The 19,891-nt window shown below is 44.4% G+C and carries 18 protein-coding genes and 1 pseudogene; 7 read left to right on the forward strand and 12 right to left on the reverse strand.

The window, feature by feature from the left end:
- Nucleotides 1-71: 71 nt before the first annotated feature.
- The 9 genes from KQI_RS0122340 to KQI_RS0122380 form a co-directional block, all read right to left on the reverse strand.
- Nucleotides 72-773 (reverse strand): HAD family hydrolase, encoded by a 702-nt coding sequence (locus KQI_RS0122340; RefSeq protein ID WP_080572172.1) that lies wholly within the window; start codon nucleotides 771-773, stop codon nucleotides 72-74.
- 188 nt (nucleotides 774-961) lie between these two features.
- The gene (locus tag KQI_RS0122345; RefSeq protein ID WP_010349102.1) at nucleotides 962-3,697 is read right to left on the reverse strand and encodes a methyltransferase domain-containing protein; all 2,736 of its coding nucleotides are present in this window, start codon (nucleotides 3,695-3,697) and stop codon (nucleotides 962-964) included.
- A gap of 530 nt (nucleotides 3,698-4,227) precedes the next feature.
- Nucleotides 4,228-4,797 carry a manganese catalase family protein gene (locus KQI_RS0122350; RefSeq protein ID WP_007429663.1) on the reverse strand — a complete coding sequence of 190 codons (570 nt, stop codon included), beginning with the start codon at nucleotides 4,795-4,797 and terminating at the stop codon, nucleotides 4,228-4,230.
- 33 nt (nucleotides 4,798-4,830) lie between these two features.
- Complete coding sequence (locus KQI_RS29570; RefSeq protein ID WP_010349103.1) at nucleotides 4,831-5,322, reverse strand: spore coat protein CotJB; 492 nt, start codon at nucleotides 5,320-5,322, stop codon at nucleotides 4,831-4,833.
- A 1-nt stretch (nucleotide 5,323) separates the two neighbouring features.
- Complete coding sequence (locus KQI_RS0122360; protein WP_010349104.1) at nucleotides 5,324-5,548, reverse strand: spore coat associated protein CotJA; 225 nt, start codon at nucleotides 5,546-5,548, stop codon at nucleotides 5,324-5,326.
- 190 nt (nucleotides 5,549-5,738) lie between these two features.
- Nucleotides 5,739-7,094 (reverse strand): hemolysin family protein, encoded by a 1,356-nt coding sequence (locus KQI_RS0122365; RefSeq protein WP_010349105.1) that lies wholly within the window; start codon nucleotides 7,092-7,094, stop codon nucleotides 5,739-5,741.
- Between the two features lie 109 nt (nucleotides 7,095-7,203).
- Nucleotides 7,204-8,334 carry a radical SAM/CxCxxxxC motif protein YfkAB gene (gene yfkAB, locus KQI_RS0122370; protein ID WP_010349106.1) on the reverse strand — a complete coding sequence of 377 codons (1,131 nt, stop codon included), beginning with the start codon at nucleotides 8,332-8,334 and terminating at the stop codon, nucleotides 7,204-7,206.
- Between the two features lie 97 nt (nucleotides 8,335-8,431).
- Nucleotides 8,432-9,592, reverse strand: coding sequence for an HD-GYP domain-containing protein (locus tag KQI_RS0122375; RefSeq protein ID WP_010349107.1), 1,161 nt, complete (start codon nucleotides 9,590-9,592; stop codon nucleotides 8,432-8,434).
- On the reverse strand, nucleotides 9,546-11,000 hold the full coding sequence (locus tag KQI_RS0122380) for a bifunctional metallophosphatase/5'-nucleotidase (protein ID WP_029390290.1): 1,455 nt from the start codon (nucleotides 10,998-11,000) through the stop codon (nucleotides 9,546-9,548). The genes KQI_RS0122375 and KQI_RS0122380 overlap by 47 nt, the downstream gene beginning before the upstream one ends.
- 303 nt (nucleotides 11,001-11,303) lie before the next feature.
- Here KQI_RS0122380 and KQI_RS0122385 point away from each other — a divergent pair, with 303 nt between their 5' ends.
- Nucleotides 11,304-12,368 carry an HD-GYP domain-containing protein gene (locus tag KQI_RS0122385; protein WP_010349109.1) on the forward strand — a complete coding sequence of 355 codons (1,065 nt, stop codon included), beginning with the start codon at nucleotides 11,304-11,306 and terminating at the stop codon, nucleotides 12,366-12,368.
- 122 nt (nucleotides 12,369-12,490) lie between these two features.
- Here the strand turns inward: KQI_RS0122385 and KQI_RS27230 are convergent.
- A pseudogene (locus tag KQI_RS27230) lies at nucleotides 12,491-12,855 on the reverse strand (YmaF family protein).
- A gap of 139 nt (nucleotides 12,856-12,994) precedes the next feature.
- Between KQI_RS27230 and KQI_RS27235 the strand changes: the two are divergent.
- The 5 genes from KQI_RS27235 to KQI_RS27240 all read left to right on the forward strand — a co-directional run bounded on the left by KQI_RS27235 (nucleotide 12,995) and on the right by KQI_RS27240 (nucleotide 17,183).
- Complete coding sequence (locus KQI_RS27235) at nucleotides 12,995-13,180, forward strand: curculin domain-containing protein (protein ID WP_010349111.1); 186 nt, start codon at nucleotides 12,995-12,997, stop codon at nucleotides 13,178-13,180.
- Between the two features lie 375 nt (nucleotides 13,181-13,555).
- Nucleotides 13,556-13,987: a hypothetical protein gene (locus KQI_RS0122400; protein WP_010349112.1), complete on the forward strand. Its 432-nt coding sequence runs from the start codon at nucleotides 13,556-13,558 to the stop codon at nucleotides 13,985-13,987.
- A 136-nt stretch (nucleotides 13,988-14,123) separates the two neighbouring features.
- Nucleotides 14,124-14,273 carry a tyrosine-type recombinase/integrase gene (locus KQI_RS29425; protein ID WP_241763992.1) on the forward strand — a complete coding sequence of 50 codons (150 nt, stop codon included), beginning with the start codon at nucleotides 14,124-14,126 and terminating at the stop codon, nucleotides 14,271-14,273.
- Nucleotides 14,274-15,094: 821 nt separating this feature from the next.
- Nucleotides 15,095-15,817: a hypothetical protein gene (locus KQI_RS0122405; RefSeq protein WP_010349114.1), complete on the forward strand. Its 723-nt coding sequence runs from the start codon at nucleotides 15,095-15,097 to the stop codon at nucleotides 15,815-15,817.
- Nucleotides 15,818-16,316: 499 nt separating this feature from the next.
- Complete coding sequence (locus KQI_RS27240; RefSeq protein WP_010349115.1) at nucleotides 16,317-17,183, forward strand: ATP-dependent RNA helicase HrpA; 867 nt, start codon at nucleotides 16,317-16,319, stop codon at nucleotides 17,181-17,183.
- On the opposite strand, the gene KQI_RS28900 is transcribed toward KQI_RS27240, so the two are convergent.
- Complete coding sequence (locus tag KQI_RS28900) at nucleotides 17,180-17,332, reverse strand: hypothetical protein (protein ID WP_010349116.1); 153 nt, start codon at nucleotides 17,330-17,332, stop codon at nucleotides 17,180-17,182. The two genes, KQI_RS27240 and KQI_RS28900, sit on opposite strands and share 4 nt — an antisense overlap.
- Before the next feature lie 494 nt (nucleotides 17,333-17,826).
- Here KQI_RS28900 and KQI_RS29430 point away from each other — a divergent pair, with 494 nt between their 5' ends.
- Entirely contained in the window at nucleotides 17,827-18,399 is a 573-nt protein-coding gene (locus KQI_RS29430) for a site-specific integrase (protein WP_241764002.1), read from the forward strand.
- Nucleotides 18,400-18,466: 67 nt separating this feature from the next.
- Here KQI_RS29430 and sufB read toward each other — a convergent pair whose 3' ends face one another.
- Nucleotides 18,467-19,864 (reverse strand): Fe-S cluster assembly protein SufB, encoded by a 1,398-nt coding sequence (gene sufB / locus KQI_RS0122425; RefSeq protein ID WP_010349118.1) that lies wholly within the window; start codon nucleotides 19,862-19,864, stop codon nucleotides 18,467-18,469.
- Between the last annotated feature and the right edge of the window lie 27 nt (nucleotides 19,865-19,891).

Here is a 19,891-nt window from a genome sequence, read left to right on the forward strand (position 1 = left end):
TGTTTGCATGTGTGTATCTTATATATATGACGCGTCAGGCGTATTTATAACCAGCAATCAGTGGTGCGTCATTACTCGGCGTTTTTATAAAGCGCAAGTAGTTGCGTAAAGTCCGTAATAATCGCATCGGAACCCTTCAACTCGTCGTTTACGCCAAATCCGGCATAAGCGCAGCCGATAACCGTCTGTCCGTTCTTTTTGCCCGCTTCTACATCAGAGGAGCGGTCTCCAACCATCCATATGTTCGAAATATCATGCTTGCTCAACAAAATTTTCAGCAAATCCACTTTGGAAAGCGTGCTGTACTCCCCAGCACTGTACAAACCTTCAAAAATAGGAACCAATTCATAGGCAGCAGCGATTCCCTTTACATAATCCTCCAGTCCGTTACTTGCTACAAATAGTCGGACACCCTGCTCATGGAGGACCTGGAGTGTTTCTTTTACATGTGGATACAGCGCATGACTTCCGTTCTTTAATCCCTCCAGCTCTAGCTGAAGCAGCAGCTCGTCCGCTCTTCTGTGGGCTGCTTCACTGGCTTCCGGCATCACTCTTCTCCAGATTTCGTCCAGCAACATGCCCAAACTATTCAGAATAAGCTCTTCGGGAGGAGTCTCCCCTTCATAAAGCCCTTCGGCGCGCAGCGTATCAAACAGTTTGTGGTAGGCAGGTAACAGCAATGTCTCCGTCTGAAAAAGTGTACCGTCCATATCAAATACCATAGCCTCAGGCTTCTTCAACACAGGTGCATTGTTCATGTAGTTATCAGTCATTCCTTTCCTATGTAGGTTTACAACTTCAACCCCTCTCATGATAAGCAATAAGAGAGGTCGTGTAAACCTCATAGCGCATAGCAGCAGCCCTTCTATTTTTTTAAAATAGCTCTAAAACAATGCAAACCGCCCCAATACGAAAAATACGGGTCCGCAGTGTTCATGGATGCAGCCTCCGGTTCAAATGATCAAATTGCCCTCGCGACACAGCAGAGTTCATGCCCTCGTTTCTCGCCTTGAAGTTTGGCCAGCAGCCCCATTTGTTCTGTAAAATCAAGCTCACCGTACAACGGATGGGCTTCCAGCAAGGCATCCAAACCGGAGGAAAGCTGACGGGTGAACAAAGCTACCGGGCGTAAGCCGGACTTGGCCAGTAGCTGCACCAACGTATGCTCCGAATAATGATACAAATGATCTTCCTTCGTGAATAAAGGTGAATAAGCGCCGTAAGCTTCATTGGTAAACGAGTTTTTATTGGGAACTGTAATATATAACGTCCCGTCAGGCTGAAGCTGTTCACGTAAGTCCGTCAAAAAAGCAATCGGGTCCGCAATATGCTCCAGCACATGCCAGCATGCAACAGCCTCGTATTGGTTATCCAAGGATAAGTCAGTATCCTCCTCTGTTTTTTCCGGTTCTTGTGGAAGATCATCTGTTTCAATTTTTCCGTTCCAATAACCTGGCAACAAATCTACATCATATTTGTCTTTGGCATAGACACGCGAGTCAACAGAAGGCTCAATCCCCACTGCATTCCATCCGCTTTGAAGCGCGGCATGGATAAATTCTCCGGCCCCCGATCCGATCTCGAGCAAATTTCCTTTGCCCGGACTGAACATATCCAGCAGCATAAGTCCAAAAAGGGCATGCTCCTCGTAAGTTGAAGCCGCAGCGCTATCTCGCATGGCAACCCATTTGGCATTATAAATCTCTGCAATCATATCCTCAGGCTGTATACGATCCACATCATTGCGGAAAACCAATCCACAGGAGCCGCACCCCAGCAGTGTAAAATGCTCATATCGATGAAATACGCCTATTTCAGATGAGCCGCATAATTTGCACTTCACGCCCTGCTCTGCTAAATTTTCCTGCGCTTCTCCCTGTTCATAAAATGTGTCCTTTGCTTCCTCGCTGATTTCCGGCTCTGGATTACCAACAACCTGAACACTGGCGATCTTGGCGACATCCGAAGTGATACTGTGATGGATACCTTCATATTCAGAGGCCGGTTCGTCCCTTACTTGTTCGTCCCTTACTTTTTTGCTATCTTGATCTACCCAAAGCGTGAGCCGAGGATTCGGATCCAAAATCGATTCATATTGCTCTTTCCAGCCATAACGAGCATTCGGGTCCAACAGCTGGTACCGTTCAAATTTGGCTGCCCGAATAGCAGGTGTATACCATCCCCAATGCTGGATACGGTAGTTGCTAATCTCACTGGGAAGGTCAAGCACATTATCGGGAAATCTCCCGCAGTGCAAGGCTTGCTCCTTCCATTTATAAGAAAACCCTTCCTTGTATCGAATTAAAAATGGGTGATAATACCGATGGGCCTGCCAATAGTCATCATCGCGATAATGCGTGGAAGTCCACATATCATACAGCCTGAAGCAAATCGTATCGGCTTTCGTTCCCGCTAACAAAGAATGTACCTCTTGAGCAAATCGGGATTCGAACATTTCGTCAGCATCCATATTCAAAATCCATTCCGGAGAGGAGGCCACAGTCTCTCGCCACTGCTGCTTCCGCAGTTCCACTTCATTGGCAATCGAGGCTGTTTCATTCCGAATCAAACGCAGTGGAATTCCCTTCAGCAGCTCCCGGCACAATTCACCGCTACCGTCATGGCTGCCATCATCAATAATGACCGCTTCATCAATGTATTCCCGATGGCTTCGGAGCACATCTCTGAGCTTGCGATCCGCCTCATTGTATACCGTCATGCTCAGCGTCAGTTTGGGCCTGGAGGCAGCTGGCGTATGAAGCTCACTTTGACGTGGTCCGGAGAATGCTTGCGGTACTACAAAAGAATCCGTAATGTACTTGGCAAAGACAGCAGACTCACGGAGATGATCAGGTATACCGGGTTGGTCCGTATTAGCAGCACTCGAAGTAAAATAATTTAGGGTAGATAGTAGCTGCTCTGCCTTGATCCGATCTGCTTCCCGGTACAAATGCATCGCCGGATAGTGCGTATCTACAAAAAGTGGAAATCCATACGCTGCCGCCCGGATACAAAAATGCCGATCTTCCCCCGAATAGGAAACGTTTTTAATTTTACCAAAGTGAACCCCTGCTTCCAGCGCCCGTCTGCGGATTAAGGTACAAGCTCCCAGCCCCCCCACCTCATATAAGCCGGGAATATGCAGCTGGTGTATAAAATGCAGCTCGCGATGTGCTCGCTCCTCTGCTGACAATACCTCGCCTTCTTCACGATGAAACAGATTATATTCGTCACTGACCCACACCTGAGGCAACAGTGCCCCATCCGGCTGCCATCGTGTCCAGAAAATCTCGGATACGATATCCTTCTCCGTCTCTATCAGCCTGCACAGGGTACGGGAATGGAGAATCAGGTCTGAATCAACCAAAAATAGCGCGTCATAATGATGCTGAAGTGCATACTCAATGAGACGATTTTTAAAGCCGGCCACTTTCCAGACGAGGGCAGGCGGCCAATAGTGGGTGTGCTCATCACTGCGGTTCTCCGATTGCTGCAAACCTGTCAACAAGGGCATAACCCGCTCTGGCAGCCGATTGGCAAAATCAACAAGCCGCTTACTTGAGATCAGATTGTCATTATCATCGACAAACAAATAATCCGGCAGCACGTCAGGTGAGTCCAATCGCTCCAGTGCTTGAAGAAACAAACTCAAAATTTCGGGCTTCTGATGTACCGGACTGCCGATTAGTATACGCATGAGTCAACACCTCCATCAGGTGAAAGCTCATAACTGTCCCCCTCCATGTCCTAGCGCATACCATAATTGCGATCAAGCGATAAGGAGTGAACGTGATATGAATGGACTTTCACCTGGAAATATCAATGGAAACACATCAATCCAAAAATACAATCTTCCCATTCGACTATAGAATTCATTCCTGGCCGCACATGCTAATCCCGAATTTCATGCATCTGTAAAGCTGCAATCATACAGAGTGAAATGAACGGTCTATCCAAGCCCTCCCCCCTCGCATCAGACTTTGATGTTCTAATTTATTAGTGCAAGATTGAATTTATGATCATGATACAGGCTTCACTCGTTCAATTGGGATAACTACATACTGAGCAGGCTTTCTCAATATTACATTTGCGTCAACAAATCCATCGTGCCAAACAATTGATATTAGTTTATTTTATGTAAATTTTACTCAAAAAAAGAAAGGCCACCTGCACTTGATGCTTGCAGATGGCCATCTCTATGAGTAACATGCTGTTACAAAAACTCCCTCAAAATACTTTCTTCCGGTCTCGTTCCCCCTTCAAAATTTCCACAGACTCGCGGAAACGGAGCGAATGGATTATTTCACGCTCACGCAAAAACTTCAAACTATCCTGCAAATCCACATCATCTGTCAAATCAATCAGCCACTGGTATGTAGCTCTCGCCTTTTCCTCTGCCGCAATGTCCTCATACAAATCGGCGATGGGATCGCCTTTGGCCTGAATATAGGTCGCTGTAAAAGGAACCCCGCCTGCGCTTTGGTAAAATAACGCACGGTCATGGGCCGCATAATGTTCGCCCAGACCGGCCGCTTTCAATTGCTCCACACTCGCATCCTTCGTCAGCTTGTAAATCATCGTGGCAATCATCTCGAGGTGGGCAAATTCCTCCGTGCCTATATCATTTAATACACCGATGACCTTATCGGGAATTGTATAACGCTGATTCAGGTAACGCAAAGCTGCAGCGAGCTCACCATCCGCTCCCCCATACTGCTCCATGAGCAACTTGGCCATGTGAGGATCACATTTGCTAACACGTACAGGATATTGCAGCTTCTTCTCATATACCCACATTCATGTTCCTCCTTTATAAAAGGTTGTACCTGCCTATACCTGCCACGGCCAAGGGGACTGACTCCACTCCCAAGGATATTTGGAATAGGCACGGCCAAAGTTTTGCAAAGGCCCATAGAGAAGCTGATACTCGTTAGCAATCGCAGTTCTTTCCTGTGTGAGCTTATTGAACTGTTCAATCGCCTGCAAATCATCCGGGTGCGTATTCAGATACAAATTCAGCTCAACCAAGACAAAATCCACCGCTTGGAGCTTCTCCAACAGCGCATAAAACTGTGCATCCCCCGGTTTGGGGTGGGGTGTGTAGCTCGGGTGCGGGTCTCTGGCTTGATTGTAATCCTGAGCTTGGCTCTGGTTGGGGTTTTGGTCTTGATTTTGATACTGGTGCTGGTACTGATACGGATTGGAATAGGGGGTATGGTTTTGATTCTGCTGTTGATGCTGACTTTCTTGCTCGTGTGGCTGTTGAGACTGGTTGTGGGTCTGACCCTGATTTGAATTTGGATTTGGATTTGGATGCTCCATGTTACTCGCCTCCCTCCTGGTTTCGCATAGGCTGATAAGGGCTGAAAAGCAATGGCCATAGCGTTCCTCTCGTCAGCGCCTCTTCTGGACTAAATTGTGGCAGACCGGGGGGCTGGAATGGTATAAACAGATTGGGCGGTAACACATAAGTCTTGCACAGTATGGGCGGGCACGGATCGAACGGACCGACAAACGGTGCATACTCACCTTGCTGGGGAAATTTCACGGGCCGGGACCTCCTTTGATTGATCCATCTGCTTTACTATTCAACATATGCCGCATCGCCCAAGTCTCGAACAAAAAATTGCAGTTAAAAAAAGAACCTTCAAAACCACAATAACGTGGATTCAAAGGCTCCTTCTCTATTCTTCTATAATAACTTACATACCTGAACTGACCGCACCTATCTATTGGGATCAGGATTCATCGGTAGAAAGCTCATCTTCAATCACAGGTTCAGGCTTACGATGAATTTTAACCCTCATTATGCGAAGCCTGGTTGCTTCCTCCACCTCAAAGGTCAGATTATAAAACTCAATTTTCTTCCCTTTCACCGGGCTGCCTTCCAATTCCTTGAATAGCCAGCCTCCGATGGAATCCACCTCGTCGTCTTCAATACTCACACCAGTCAAATCATTGACATCCTCAATGAGCATACGGCCATCCACAGAGATAAAGTTTTCTTTTATTTCCACGCTCGGACGCTCATCCTCAAACTCATCATAGAGGTCCCCGACGATTTCCTCCAAAATTTCCTCAGCTGTTAGCAATCCGGCCGTTCCGCCGTATTCATCCACCACGAGGGTCATTTGGGAATGCTTTTTCTGCATAAGACGGAGCACTTGACTCACTTCCATAGACTCCGGTACATTCAAAATAGGACGTACTACCGAGGCCAGATCCAGTTGCTCCCCTTGCTCAGCTAACAGAAGATCCGTAATATGAACAAAACCGATAATCTGATCTTTGTCCTCGACCGCTACCGGGTAGCGAGAATGCTTGGTATCACTGACGATTTTCAGATTTTCCTTGAACGATAAGTTTGTGTACAAACAGTCCATATCCGTACGGGGCAGCATAATTTCACGGGCAAGCAAGTCGGAAAAATCAAAAATATTATCCATCAGCTTGATTTCGTCCTTATCAATCACACCGCTTTTGGCGCTCTGATTCATCAATATCCGAATTTCTTCCTCCGAATGCGCCGCTTCGGCTTCACTTGCTGGCTGAATGCCGAATGTTCGCAGCAGTAAATTCGCAGCCGCATTCAATACCCAGATCACGGGCAGAAAAATCTTGTAGAAGAGCAGCAAAGGAGCCGATAAAAATAACGCCACCCCTTCGGTTTTCTGAATCGCCAGAGACTTTGGAGCCAGCTCGCCCAATACAATATGCAAAAAGGTAATTACGCAAAATCCAACAACTACGGATACTGTTGTAATCAGTGTACTATCAGTTACACCGAGTTTATGCATGAGTGGCTCTATCAGGTAGCCGGATATTGCTGGCTCACCAATCCAGCCCAAGCCGAGTGAAGCCAGCGTAATGCCCAGTTGGGTGGCGGACAGATAAGCATCCAGCTTTTGGTTCACCTTCAGCGCATAGCCTGCCAGGCGATGACCCTCGCTTTGGAGCTGCGTCAATCGGGATTGGCGCATTTTGACCAGCGAAAACTCTGCGGCCACAAATACACCGTTAAGAAAGACAAGCAGCAGTACCAAGAGGAGATTCACAACTAGCAATCCCCAATGAAACTCGGTATGACCTTCCAATACGAACTCCCCATTTCTTATAGATAGCATTTTGCATCATTTGACTTGCAGCACTCATCGTGAACTATCTAGACGAATTGAAAGTTGCGAATGACATAATGCAACATGCTTATAGTTGTAATGCTTTTCTTGATTTAAAATCTACACCCTTGTAATACATATCCGCGACAAGCAGATTCGGTCCACAGCAGGCAGCGGCATCACAATGGCAGTTGACGGTCTGGTTTAGCGGATGATCATTCAGCCATTCACCGAAAATTTCGTCCAAACCCTGCTCCTGAATGTTTCCAAAAGCAGGAATGTCTGCGAAATCCGTCACGTACACGTTACCCGTGAACATATTCACATTAACGCGGTTTCTACCATCCGGATCATTACGAACTGTAATATTCGGTTCCTGACGCAGGCGGCGTAGCAGCTTGCGATCCTCCTCCCGGTCGGAGCATGCAAAGAACGGCAGAGTGCCAAATAACATCCACATATCCTGATTACGCACATCCAGCAACTTATGGATCGCGCTGCGCATATCGTCGAGTGAGAGCACAGGCAAGGCAGAGGCAAAATTGGATGCGTACATCGGATGAACCTCATGCCGTCGGCATCCCATTTCATTGATTAACTGATGAATGCCGTCCAGCTTCGTATGAGTCCGATAATTAATCATGGATTCAGCTGAAATGAACATGCCCATCTCACTTAGCTTGTGAGTATTCTCCACCATTTTCTCATAAAGACGAACAGCACCCGCGCGTGGAGTCGGACGTCCGGTATTCGCAAAACCCACTTCATAAAAATCGTCGGCATTCAAATAATTAAACGATATATGCATGACATCCAGATAAGGAAGCATCTTCTCATATCTGTGGATATCCAATGTCAGGTTGGAGTTAATTTGCGAGCGAATACCGCGCTCCTTGGCATATTTCAGCAGCGGTACGATCACTTCGTCAACCGTTTTATCAAGCAAAGCAGGTTCTCCACCAGTAATACTGATCGTCTCCAGATGCTCGACCTCATCCAACCGCTTCAGCATCAGATCTAGCGGTAGGAAAGGAGCCTCCTTCATGACCAGCATATCGCCAACAGCGCAGTGCTCACAACGCATATTGCACAGATGCGTTACAGTCATTTCCACACTTGTCAGCAAATGGCGGCCATATGTACGCAGCGAGACAATCGGGTCCCACGGATCATAAGCTGGCGATATTGGGAGAAATGAATTATTTTGTAGAACTGTCATTATGTTTTCACCTTATTTCTGTTATTAACCTCAAAAGACGTATAATTATCATATCATGATGTGTAAAGCGTCTGCATGCTTTCTTCCACATCTTCTGCTAATCTGCATGTACTTCTCCGAAAGGGACTACGGTCGCACCCAATGTGTTCGTAATCATAACCGAAAGGGATACGGACAAATCCACATCGTAAGGTGCTTTCAGTTCCTGCCCTTCCCGGTCTCTTACAATACGAATAACAGGCCGTTGCGGAATTTTGGAGTGTATACGCACTACTACCCCTTCCTCCCCTGTATTGAGCACTACAGAGAGCCCCAGAGGGTAAATTGCTACACAGTCACGGAAGGCTTCCAGCATCCGCTGCTCATACAGCGTGCCTGCACCGGCGTACAGCACCTCCATCGCTTCATAAGGCAACAACGCCTGCTTATATATCCGACTTGCTGTCATGGCGTCGTATGAATCCACCAAACCGATCCACTTCGCATATTCGTGAATTTGATCCTTCTTCCAACCGTTCGGATATCCGCTGCCGTCGATACGCTCATGATGCTGCAATGCACAGTGAGCTGACAACAAAGGAATCCCCGGTTCATCTTTAAGCAGCTTGTAGCCAATTACCGCGTGTGTTTTCATATGCTCGTATTCCTCGTCCGTCAATTTGCCCGGCTTATAGAGCACTTGAGGTGAAATTTTCATTTTTCCAATATCGTGCAGTAATGAACCTATTCCCAACTCCATAAGCTGGTTCTGATCGTAGCCATTGGCTATTCCCAGTACAAGCGTATACAGACATACGTTTAATGAATGATGATACAAATCCTGGTCCGCAGCCCCAATATCCATCAGCATAATGATGGCATCCGGACGGCTTCCGATATCGTCCAGAATGGACTCCATCACCTTATAAAAGGACTTTCCAAAATATTTGTTCCTATGATCTACGGAATAGGATGACAGACCCTGAAACTGCTTTTTGATCTCCTGTAGCGCCGCCGCCCTTGTCTGTTCATGGATCATTTCAGGAATCACGATATCTTCGGTCACCGCATCCTCAATGTATACATATCCAATACCGACTTGGCCTAGACGTTCAATCAATCGCGGAGTAAGCTCAACACCTTCAGAGAGCAGCACTATTCCGTTTTCATTGTATATTTTTTTGCCTAGCTTCATGCCGGCTCTCAATAATGTAACAGGTACCAGTCGCAGCTTAATCCTCTCCCGATTGTTTTGATACCTGAAGCCACCTAGCTGCAAAACACTCTTCCATCGCGCCCGGACGCTTCAACTCCATTTCAATCAAATCCCGTAAAAATTCTGGAAGCATAAATCGGAGCTCCGTTCCGTTCGCAAGCACCTCATAACCTGCCCTGAAAGTGAACATATCCAGCGTACCCACCGTATATTCCTCTTGCTCTTCCAAGATACCACCCGCTACACGAATGTGTATGACTTTATCATAAGGAGCGCGATCCGGGTCATACTCTATCTCCAAACCTTCTACACACATCGTACCAAGCACTTTACCTCTGAAGCCAAATCCCATCATTGGCTTGTCTGCAAATTCAGGCAATAAGGACTGCTCCAGTGCCAGCCGAATGTCACTTCCCCGCAACTTCATAACACAGGCATTAATCGGCGAAGGACATAAGGAATGCAGCATTCCTTTGCTGATATCCCCTTGAGGCAACGGGCCAAGCAATTGCCCCGCATTAACCAGAGCAATTGCTGTTCCTGTAAAATGTGAAACCGATTGTGCCAGCAAGTTCCCGAAAGGGGACTCCTGATCGTAAGCAATCCCCAGTTCCCGATCCGTCACGGCTACCGTGCTCTCCAACGCACGCTCTGCTTGTCTGCGATGCAACACAATGGCCGATGTCACTTTTTCGTCCAAAAGCGTCTGATCCACAGGAATTACGCCGCCTGACGGCACCCAAAATGGTTCATGACTGCTGCTGCGTGTTAGTGTCACTTCACCCAGCAGCGTTCCGAACTTACCCGCCCCACATAAAGCTGTGTTCCCGATCCGAAGCGGTTTTTCCAGCACATGATGGGTGTGGCCTCCGAGAATAACATCAATTTCAGGAAACTGTGACGCTAGTTTCTCATCGGAAGGCAAACCCAGATGAGACATCACGACCAAAACATCAACCTGCTGTCTCAGTGCTGCGATCTGCTCACCCAGTACCTCAAACGGATCAAGAGCATCCCAGCCCAGCAATCGATAAAACTCTGTAAAAGGAGCCGTCACGCCGAGCAAACCAACCTTGATCCCTGCCTTGTCCAAAATCAGAGATTCCATCATCCACGAAGGTCTTACCCCCGTAGCACTTTCTATCATATTGCCACATACGACCGGACAGTGAATTCCCGCATAGGCCTGTTCAATGATATCCGGGGTAAACGTCAGTCCTTCGTTGTTACCGATCGTAATCGCATCATATCCAGTTAGATTGATCACATCCACATTTGCCCCACCCAGCGTTCCTTCTGTTTCGGGGGCCATCCGGTCCATGTGGTCTCCTATATCCAGTACGAGCAGCGTATCCCCTAGCGCTGCTCTTCGTTCCTTAATCATTGCGGCTATCGAAGGCATACTGCCAAAATGACTATGTATATCATTCGTATGCAAAATGGTCAACGTTTGCCGAGTCGTCATCTCCATAACCGCCTCCTTCTTTATATATCGACTTTGAAGCTTCTAATGTTTAAGCATACCATTTTCTTTATCATTATGGTACATATGAGTGGGTGGAGCCTCACCCACAATTCAGCTCTACTACATGCTCAAGTCATGGACCCAGTGAAAAGCATTAACATTACCTTCCGCATGCATTTAGAGGGTTCTTCGTACCTATTTTACAACTCGGAATAATAGTAAATTAGTCGTTGTCATCCCATATAATTCTTGATATATTAGGGGTGTTTCGTATTTTCGACGCATTTACGACAATAAGGAGGTTAGCACATGAGAGTTCACGTTACCGATGCCAAGCCCGGAGATCGTCTCAAGTCCGATACATACAACGGGCACGGTGTACCTGTCTTGGTTCAGGGCACCGAGCTTCAGCATGAAGATATCTCCAAGCTTATCATGCATGGTGTCGATTATATTGACATTGATGCTGGTTCTGCGAGCATTCCGGTTGACTTTGCCCCCGATGTTCCAGCTTCCCCCGAATCCCTCAAACGCGCCGTCCCCCTCATGGAACAGAGCATCAATGGCTTTGAGAGCATGTTTCTAGAAGCTTCCGCAACTGGCAAATTTGATGAGTCTCGAGTTGATGAACTATTCAGTCCCCTTGTTTCAGAACTGGCTCATCAAAAAGATGTCGTATCTTTGCTGTTAATTATGGAACGGGGAGATCAGTATACGTATAATCATTCTCTCCAAGTAGGCGTACTCTCATATTACATTGCCACATGGCTAGGATATACAGAGGAAGAGGCTTATGCCGCGGGTAAAGCCGGATATTTACACGATATAGGCAAGTCCATGATATCAGATGAAATATTGAATAAGCCGGATAAACTAACGTCTGAGGAATTTCAGGAAATGAAGAAGCATCCCCGCTATGGCTTTGATATTATTAGCAACTCGACCGGCGATGAGATTTCAGCAATCGTCGCCTTGCAGCATCACGAGCGCGAAGATGGAAGCGGTTATCCGCATGGACTCTTTAAGGAAGAAATTCATCCTTTCGCCAGCATAACGGCTATTGCCGACGTGTATAGCGCTATGATATCCAATCGTGTGTATCAGACGAAGCAAGAGTTGCTCGCCGTGTTACGCCAGCTGCATAGCATGAGCTTTGGACATCTGAATCCCGAAGCTACCCAAGTCTTTATCCGACATATGCTTCCGAATTTTATTAATAAGCAGGTGCTTCTAACCACAGGTCAGACAGGAACGATTATTCTGAATAATCCAATTGACTACTTTAGACCTTTGGTAAAGATTGGCGATAATGAGTATGTAGATTTGTCCAGAGAGCGCCATGTATCCATTGATGAAATTTATCTGGAATCCTGATCTGCAACTGCTGTCCGGCATTACTTCGGTAGAACGGAATGCTTTACCGAAAGCACAGGCTACGCGAATAAAAAGAGGCTGTCCTTGATCCGTAGGTTCTTCCTACAAAGGACAGCCTCTTTTTATGTTATAGGTAGTTGCTGAGTTAATGTTGCAAAATTAAATTGGTGTACATGACCATCATTTAATGTAGTCTGGCCCGTAACAAAATGTACGTGTTTACCATTTCCGACTGGAATAGCTGGGCCTGATCTAATCCTTCTCAGATTATGAAATGATTTAAGAAATCAGTTTTCGTAAGATCAATTTCATGGATATGGCTTCTTCCTTGTCGAATTGCTTGCCCCGTTACACCTGCAAAGCGATGATTATGCCGATCTGCGCCTTGCTCGGCCAGTTTGGTGCTGCCTTCAAATTCATGCACATGCCTTTGTGTCTGTGTAGAAGAGATGCTTTTCTTCTTTACTACAGTTTTATTCTTCTGCATCCGTTGCATGCCTCCTTATATTTATGTCACTCACAACATCCTATTTAGCAAACATCTGTAAGTGCTAGGCAACTATCCGCAGCCCAGACAATCTCTTTGGAGTAGTAAAACTAACGGCAGAGCAGTTAACTGTGCAATCATGCAAACAGACGGTAATTTTGTTATTTACGGATATCCAAATGCTATATGGGCTACAGACACGAACGGCTGGGGGAATGCATTTCTTGTTGTGCAGGACGATGGTAATGTAGTTATTTATGGTACAAAAGCAGCTTGGGCAACAGGTACCAACAGGCTTCACGGCACCTATCAATCCTCTCGATAGCAGAACGTTTTGTATCGTTGTTCTAAGCTCGATATGTAAAGTGCTGGCGAAACGTTCAACTTGACATCATGTTATGTTAGTGCAAATTGAAGACGATTCCCCTACTCCTTATAAACGATTTATCCCATAATTAGAAAGGGGACGAAAGGCATCTAGCACCCTAATTTATCCCAATTCAAACCACACGAAATCGGCACGAATATTTACCGCAAAAAACTCATATTTCCAAGGAGAAGAACTGAGAAACTCACAGGCTGCATAGTCAAGAAGTTAAACTCCCAATATAAGGATCTCGCTGTTGTTCATCAAAAATCAGAACCCTTCCAAGCTCCTTCGTATAAGTTAGTTATTATACGAAGTTAAGGAGATATTAATATGAACAATCTTAACCATTCGTTTATTAATGAAACCCGGGATAATATTCAACTACCTATTCCAAGTGTTTGGAGATCAGAGTTCATCATTGGTAACATTGTTTTACCGGGTGTGTTGAGGTTGAATACAATGACCGATGGCGGAGTCGAGGACAATTCTATAGGTCTACTTACTGGTTCGCTGAATGAGATTCCGCTTGGGCCAGTTAGTAACTTTAGGCAAGGTGTACCAGGTGAGGGTGGCGGTCTTTTCCCTGTTATAAGACCTTTTTGGGAAAATCATCAACTCAATGGTTATCTAACACGTGAAGCGGCCAACATCCCTGTACCCGGATGGCCCGGTCTAATTGTATATCGATTTGATGGGTCTTTATATACGAATGGAACAACGGCAGTCATTCCTTGGCGAGCAATCATGACTTTAGTCTCATAGCCCAATTCCCATTTTAGGGATCAATTCCAAAAAAAGAGGCAGGAGTTAGCTGATAAGCCTTCTCGCAATAGAGAAGGCTTAAGTCTTTCCTGTTCAAGAGAGTATAGCTAAAAAAAATGAAGAAGTAAACGTGCTTATGTACTTTTTAAGCAAAACCGGTTTAAGGATATCTGAAGCTTTAGCTTTAAGATGGGAAAATATTGATGGTGATAAGACAATAATAATCATTAAACAAACAAGTCGTGGACCTCTATCATTTGTGAAACAATCCAAGGATACTGTATAAAAGCCGGTGTTGATATACAGCACACATGTTTTTAGACATACACACGCTGTTCTGCTGCTTGAATCCGGTGCAAGTCTGAAATATGTATCCAATAGATTAAGGCATAAAACTATCAAACCAACATCGGATACTTATCTTGATATTACTGAAAAAATAGAAGGAGACGAACTTCAAAAGTTCGCCTCCTACACAAAAAGATAAAATCAAATCGGACACCGGCAATTTTACAATTTATAAATACTCCCTCAAACCCTTCATAATACAAAGACTTTTTCTTTGTTATCCAATACTGCCTTCCATTTCGATTTGGATTAGACGCAAGCGAAGCGGGAAACCGCATAATTGTGGGATTTATGCATTTCTACGCACAGCTAAATTAACGATTTTTCTTTAGACTTAAAAGCTTTCGGTATCATGGGCGGTATCACATTTTACCAAAAGCTTAATTTTTTCTTCTATTGTATATGATAATTTTTCGACCTGCATCGTTCACCTTTCTTTTCTCTCTTCGAAATCTCCTTACAGATCTTTCCCACAAATCAACTAACCAAAAGCTACTATATAAAATGACTATTAAGCTCGTGCCTCATCCAGAACCAAAGAAGTTCGTTGACCTCTGTCTTGTATTGTCTTAAATGAATCCATCATAGGGATACTCAAAGATGAGAGGAGTCGAACCCTGTCCGCAGATAAGGACATACAAGCTTCTACGGGTGTAGTCACAGTTCTAATGTTACCTAGGACGTCTCTTAACCTTTAATTTAATATAGCCTTATATCTTTACTGCTATAATAGAAGAAAAAAGAAGGTCGTGTAAATATATGTACGATGTAGATTTGGAATCAATACCTCGTTATAACTATGCAGGGACTCGTGAAATAAAAATGCTAAAAGAAATAATTATTTTGAGCCGAAATATTCTATTTGGACAAATACACTATAATAAAGTAAAAATCAACAATGAAGCTGATCTCCAACTACATTTTTCTTATATTCTGAAAAGTGTAGGTGATCTCTTTGAGTTTGGTTTACGTGATCACCTGAGGATTCACCTGGAAGCCCCATTCAGATCAGAAAAAACTCTCCCCAAAAGTGAATCAAACAGGTCAAAAATTGATATAGTTTTGGAGTGGATTAGTGGAAGTACAAACACAGTAACTACATGTGCCATAGAACTTAAATACTTTCTTTGGGAGGGACTACGAGAACCTCAAAATCGTTACTCAGTTTTTTGCGATCTCGCAAACCTCGAAGAATACATACGATACTGTCCGTCTTACTCAGATGACAGTTATCTGAACCCATGGACTTTTCAAATGGGATATTTCTTGGTAGGTACTGACAATCCCCATTATGTCAATCAAAAATCATATTCAAAAGAAACCCAGGATTTCGATTTTCGTCACAATACAACTTACAAAGCCGGAACAACGTTAACATATCATACAAGAAATAAACAACCTAAAACCTTGAGTCTAGCAAATAATTATCACTTTTTGTGGCAAAGAGTAGGCGATTTTTATTATATGGATCACTTTTTTTAAATCACTCCAATCTTAGCAAATCATTAAGTACTGCAACAAAAAAAAGCACCCACCAAGAGGTGAGTGTTTTTTTGTTATGGAGGCGAGAGGAGCCACTACCTAATTATGTACGTAAAGACCCACTTTACCGCTTTTAATGGGACGTAACAAATTTCCAAGCAATTGGGATTGCAAAAAAGTAGCGGGAACATAAAATTAGCGTGCATTATAGTACTATTGAAAAGCAACACACATGAATAAGGGGCTTTTAAGACAGCCCCATTCTCTTTTCTGTCTTCTCCTTTACGGTGGATCAGGAAGAATCACATAAACATCTCCGATCACGTTGCCGTTGTCATCTGTAATAATGTCCCAAGGGATGTCGCTGTAAAAGGGTCATTATCTACGTAGAAATGTCCCGTCATAAACTTGCCTCCTGAGATGTGAGCCAATTTGGATCTACTAATAAAAAAATATAAATGGTATGATATTCCTAGTAACTTTTTACTAGGAGGCACCAATGACTGAGAAAAGCAAATTCTTAAACATAGGACTGGTTATGCCAATAGCCCCAATTGACGGATGCAGTTCTGAACATTGGTTAGATGTTAAACGCATTATTACTGAGTCGTTATCTTCAATGCCGGGATATAACAGCAATCCCAAAATTGTAAGTGAAGGTAATAGTTCAGGCCTTATTCACAAGCGCATTGTTGAAGGTCTTTATACATCTGACATCATCATCTGTGATGTAAGTTGTAAAAATCCAAATGTCATGTTTGAGTTGGGAATGAGGTTGGCCTTCGATAAGCCAACTGTTATCATCAAAGATGACAAGACGGACTATACTTTTGATGCTGGAGTAATAGAGCATCTTCAGTACCCGAGAGACCTCCGTTATAAGGAAATAGTTCAATTCAAAGAACTGCTTTCTGAAAAAGTTCGAGCTACTTATGAAGATTCATTGAAAGATTCAGACCATTCACCATTTTTAAAGAGCTTTGGTACTTTCAAAGTTGCTACAATAAAAGAAGATACGGTGACTGCGGATCAATATATTATTGGCGCAATACGAGATATACAGAATGATATCTCCGTAATCAAAGCATCAGGAATGCGTTCATCGGGATCAAGTTCAAACGATCTTAATAAAAAGAATGAACATCGGAAAATTCTCCGTTACGTGAAAGTTCTTTTGAAAGAAATGATATCGAATTATGCTAATTCACATGCTGACGAAATGCCTGTCATAAATAGTATCTCCGACCTAACAATCCCCTTGGAAGAAAAACTTCAAGAGGATGGAATTATGTTGGATTTTGGTGAAATTAATCAATTGGTACTTGATTATTTAGTTGATAATGGAATCCCGTTTTTCAAAATTTAATCCTTCCTATAGAATTCAGTGGTAAACCCGGCTGCTTTCAACGGCAGCCCGGGTGCCCACGGCACAGGCTCAGACATCAAGGCCTGTTCGCTCTCCAGGTCTTCCTCCCGATCTGACTCGATTCCGATCTCGTCATGTACATGCAGCACCGTATCGTAGCCAGCATGCTCTACCTTCAGTCAGAGTGACAGCCAGGCAATCCCTCGCTATGGCCTGAAGAGTCCGATACAAAGACGTCTATAGTCGACCGCAACAGAAACTAAAACGAGGCTTTGAGAAACGACAATATGCAGTACTCGCTGAGGCCGAATTTTTAGAAATTGTAGTAAAACAATACAGTGATAATGAATCGTTTGATGAAATTTTTGAGCATAACATTAAACATACAAGGCTCAAAGATAAAATAATCCGACGACGCACAAACGAGTACAATCACCATATAAAGCCGAAATTCGGACACACATCAAGGTCAGAAATACCACTTTAGAGCAAGTCCTAGAGTCTAAAACCCATTTGAACAACAATAGAATCCCTCAATAGCGCCCGAACTGTTTACAGTAATTTCAAAGTGCTGATCAATCATGCAATAAAATTTTTTGGGTTAAAAGTTGATCCCACTCTGACGGCCGGTTCAATTCAGCGAGTGCGACCAAATATTAATTTCATAAGACTTGAGGATTTTGACCACCGGGTTAACAATCTAGAACATCTACACTACCAGGAGTTGGCTAGATTACTGTTTTACACGGGTTTACGAGTAGGAAAAGGACTTGCACTAAAGTGGTCAGAAATGAATTTTGAGGAGAACCTGCTTCACGTAAACAAAACGATTGATATAGCCACACGTAAGATCACAACAACCAAAACTGAGGGTAGTGTAGGTTACGTTCCGTTTCCTATCTTTATAGGCGAGATGCTAGAGCACATAAAAAAAGAATCCGCAGAGAAAATCTACGGATTCAATAATGATATGTTTGTATTCGGTGTAGTGGCCCCATACCACTATTCACATTTTCGCAAACATTTTAAGCGCGTTTTTCCTGAATTGCGAATTCATGACTTGCGTCACAGCTACGCATCATACTTGATTAATAAAGGCGTGGACATCTATCTCGTAAAGGAACTGATGCGACACGACGATATCAAGCAAACAACCAACACCCATGGTCATCTTTACGTCGAGAGGAAACGAGAAGCAATGAGCGTATTCGACTAATCGGTATCATTTCGGTACCATGACCAATAAGTAAAACCAAGAATAGCCGATACGCTTAGCTTTTTCCTTAACCGATACTGCCTTCCATCTCGAACTTGATCAAACGGTTCATTTCTACCGCATACTCCATCGGCAGCTCTTTGGTGAACGGCTCGATAAAGCCCATAACGATCATTTGCGTCGCTTCTGCTTCGGTCAGACCACGGCTCATCAGATAGAACAGCTGATCTTCTGAAACTTTGGAAACCGTTGCCTCGTGCTCAAGCGTAATATCGTCGTTCATGATTTCATTATAAGGAATCGTATCGGAGGTTGACTGATTATCCAAAATCAACGTATCGCACTTGATATTCGATTTTGCACCTTGAGCCTGACGACCGAAGGAAGCCAATCCGCGATACGTAACTTTACCGCCATGCTTACTGATCGACTTGGATACAATGGTCGATGTGGTATCTGGCGCCAAGTGGATCATTTTTGCTCCTGCATCCTGATGCTGACCTTTGCCTGCAACTGCAATGGACAAGACCATGCCTTTGGCTCCACGGCCTTTCAGTACAACAGCTGGGTACTTCATCGTCAGCTTGGAACCGATGTTGCCATCGACCCATTCCATCGTTGCATTTTCTTCTGCAACCGCACGTTTGGTTACCAGGTTGTAGATGTTTGGTGCCCAGTTCTGAATCGTTGTGTAACGAACGCGCGCGTTCTTTTTACAAATGATTTCCACCACGGCGCTATGCAGCGAGTTTGTGCTGTAAATTGGAGCCGTACAGCCTTCTACATAATGCACAAAGCTGTCTTCATCGGCAATAATGAGCGTACGCTCAAATTGTCCCATGTTTTCCGAGTTAATGCGGAAGTAAGCCTGCAATGGAACCTCACATTTTACACCTTTGGGTACGTAGATAAAGCTGCCACCTGACCATACCGCACTGTTCAGTGCTGCAAACTTATTGTCCGCAGGAGGCACAACGGTCGCAAAGTACTCTTTCAGAATTTCAGGATGCTCACGGAGCGCCGTATCAGTGTCCATGAAAATAACACCCTGCTCTTCCAGATCCTTTTGCATGCTATGGTAGACAACCTCGGATTCATACTGTGCAGATACACCAGCCAAAAACTTTTGCTCCGCTTCAGGAATTCCCAGTTTATCAAAGGTCTCCTTAATTTCCGTTGGAACCTCTTCCCACGTTTTCCCTTGTTTCTCGGAAGGTCTTACATAGTACTGGATATCATCAAAATCCAGCTCACCCATATCCCCGCCCCAGGTTGGCATTGGCATTTTTTCAAACTGCTTCAATGCTTTCAGGCGGAATTCCAGCATCCAATCCGGTTCACCTTTAATTTTAGAGATTTCTTTTACAATTTCCGGAGTGAGACCCTTACCTGTTTGGAAAATGGATTTGTGCTCGTCACGAAAGCCATATTTATACTCTTCCATTTCCGGTGCTTTCTTGGCCATGTTTCTCAAACCTCCTCTATCCTAGTT

The sequence above is a fragment of the Paenibacillus peoriae KCTC 3763 genome, from assembly GCF_000236805.1.
GTDB classification, from domain to species: domain Bacteria; phylum Bacillota; class Bacilli; order Paenibacillales; family Paenibacillaceae; genus Paenibacillus; species Paenibacillus peoriae.

Excerpts from the sequence above, each read along its gene's own strand:
- KQI_RS0122340 (WP_080572172.1), bottom strand. The coding sequence starts at position 773 with ATGACTGATAACTACATGAACAATGCACCTGTGTTGAAGAAGCCTGAG.
- KQI_RS0122345 (WP_010349102.1), bottom strand. The coding sequence starts at position 3,697 with ATGCGTATACTAATCGGCAGTCCGGTACATCAGAAGCCCGAAATTTTG.
- KQI_RS0122350 (WP_007429663.1), bottom strand. The coding sequence starts at position 4,797 with ATGTGGGTATATGAGAAGAAGCTGCAATATCCTGTACGTGTTAGCAAA.
- KQI_RS29570 (WP_010349103.1), bottom strand. The coding sequence starts at position 5,322 with ATGGAGCATCCAAATCCAAATCCAAATTCAAATCAGGGTCAGACCCAC.
- yfkAB (WP_010349106.1), bottom strand. The coding sequence starts at position 8,334 with ATGACAGTTCTACAAAATAATTCATTTCTCCCAATATCGCCAGCTTAT.
- KQI_RS0122380 (WP_029390290.1), bottom strand. The coding sequence starts at position 11,000 with ATGGAGATGACGACTCGGCAAACGTTGACCATTTTGCATACGAATGAT.
- KQI_RS0122385 (WP_010349109.1), top strand. The coding sequence starts at position 11,304 with ATGAGAGTTCACGTTACCGATGCCAAGCCCGGAGATCGTCTCAAGTCC.
- KQI_RS27235 (WP_010349111.1), top strand. The coding sequence starts at position 12,995 with ATGCAAACAGACGGTAATTTTGTTATTTACGGATATCCAAATGCTATA.
- KQI_RS0122400 (WP_010349112.1), top strand. The coding sequence starts at position 13,556 with ATGAACAATCTTAACCATTCGTTTATTAATGAAACCCGGGATAATATT.
- KQI_RS29425 (WP_241763992.1), top strand. The coding sequence starts at position 14,124 with ATGTACTTTTTAAGCAAAACCGGTTTAAGGATATCTGAAGCTTTAGCT.
- KQI_RS0122405 (WP_010349114.1), top strand. The coding sequence starts at position 15,095 with ATGTACGATGTAGATTTGGAATCAATACCTCGTTATAACTATGCAGGG.
- KQI_RS27240 (WP_010349115.1), top strand. The coding sequence starts at position 16,317 with ATGACTGAGAAAAGCAAATTCTTAAACATAGGACTGGTTATGCCAATA.
- sufB (WP_010349118.1), bottom strand. The coding sequence starts at position 19,864 with ATGGCCAAGAAAGCACCGGAAATGGAAGAGTATAAATATGGCTTTCGT.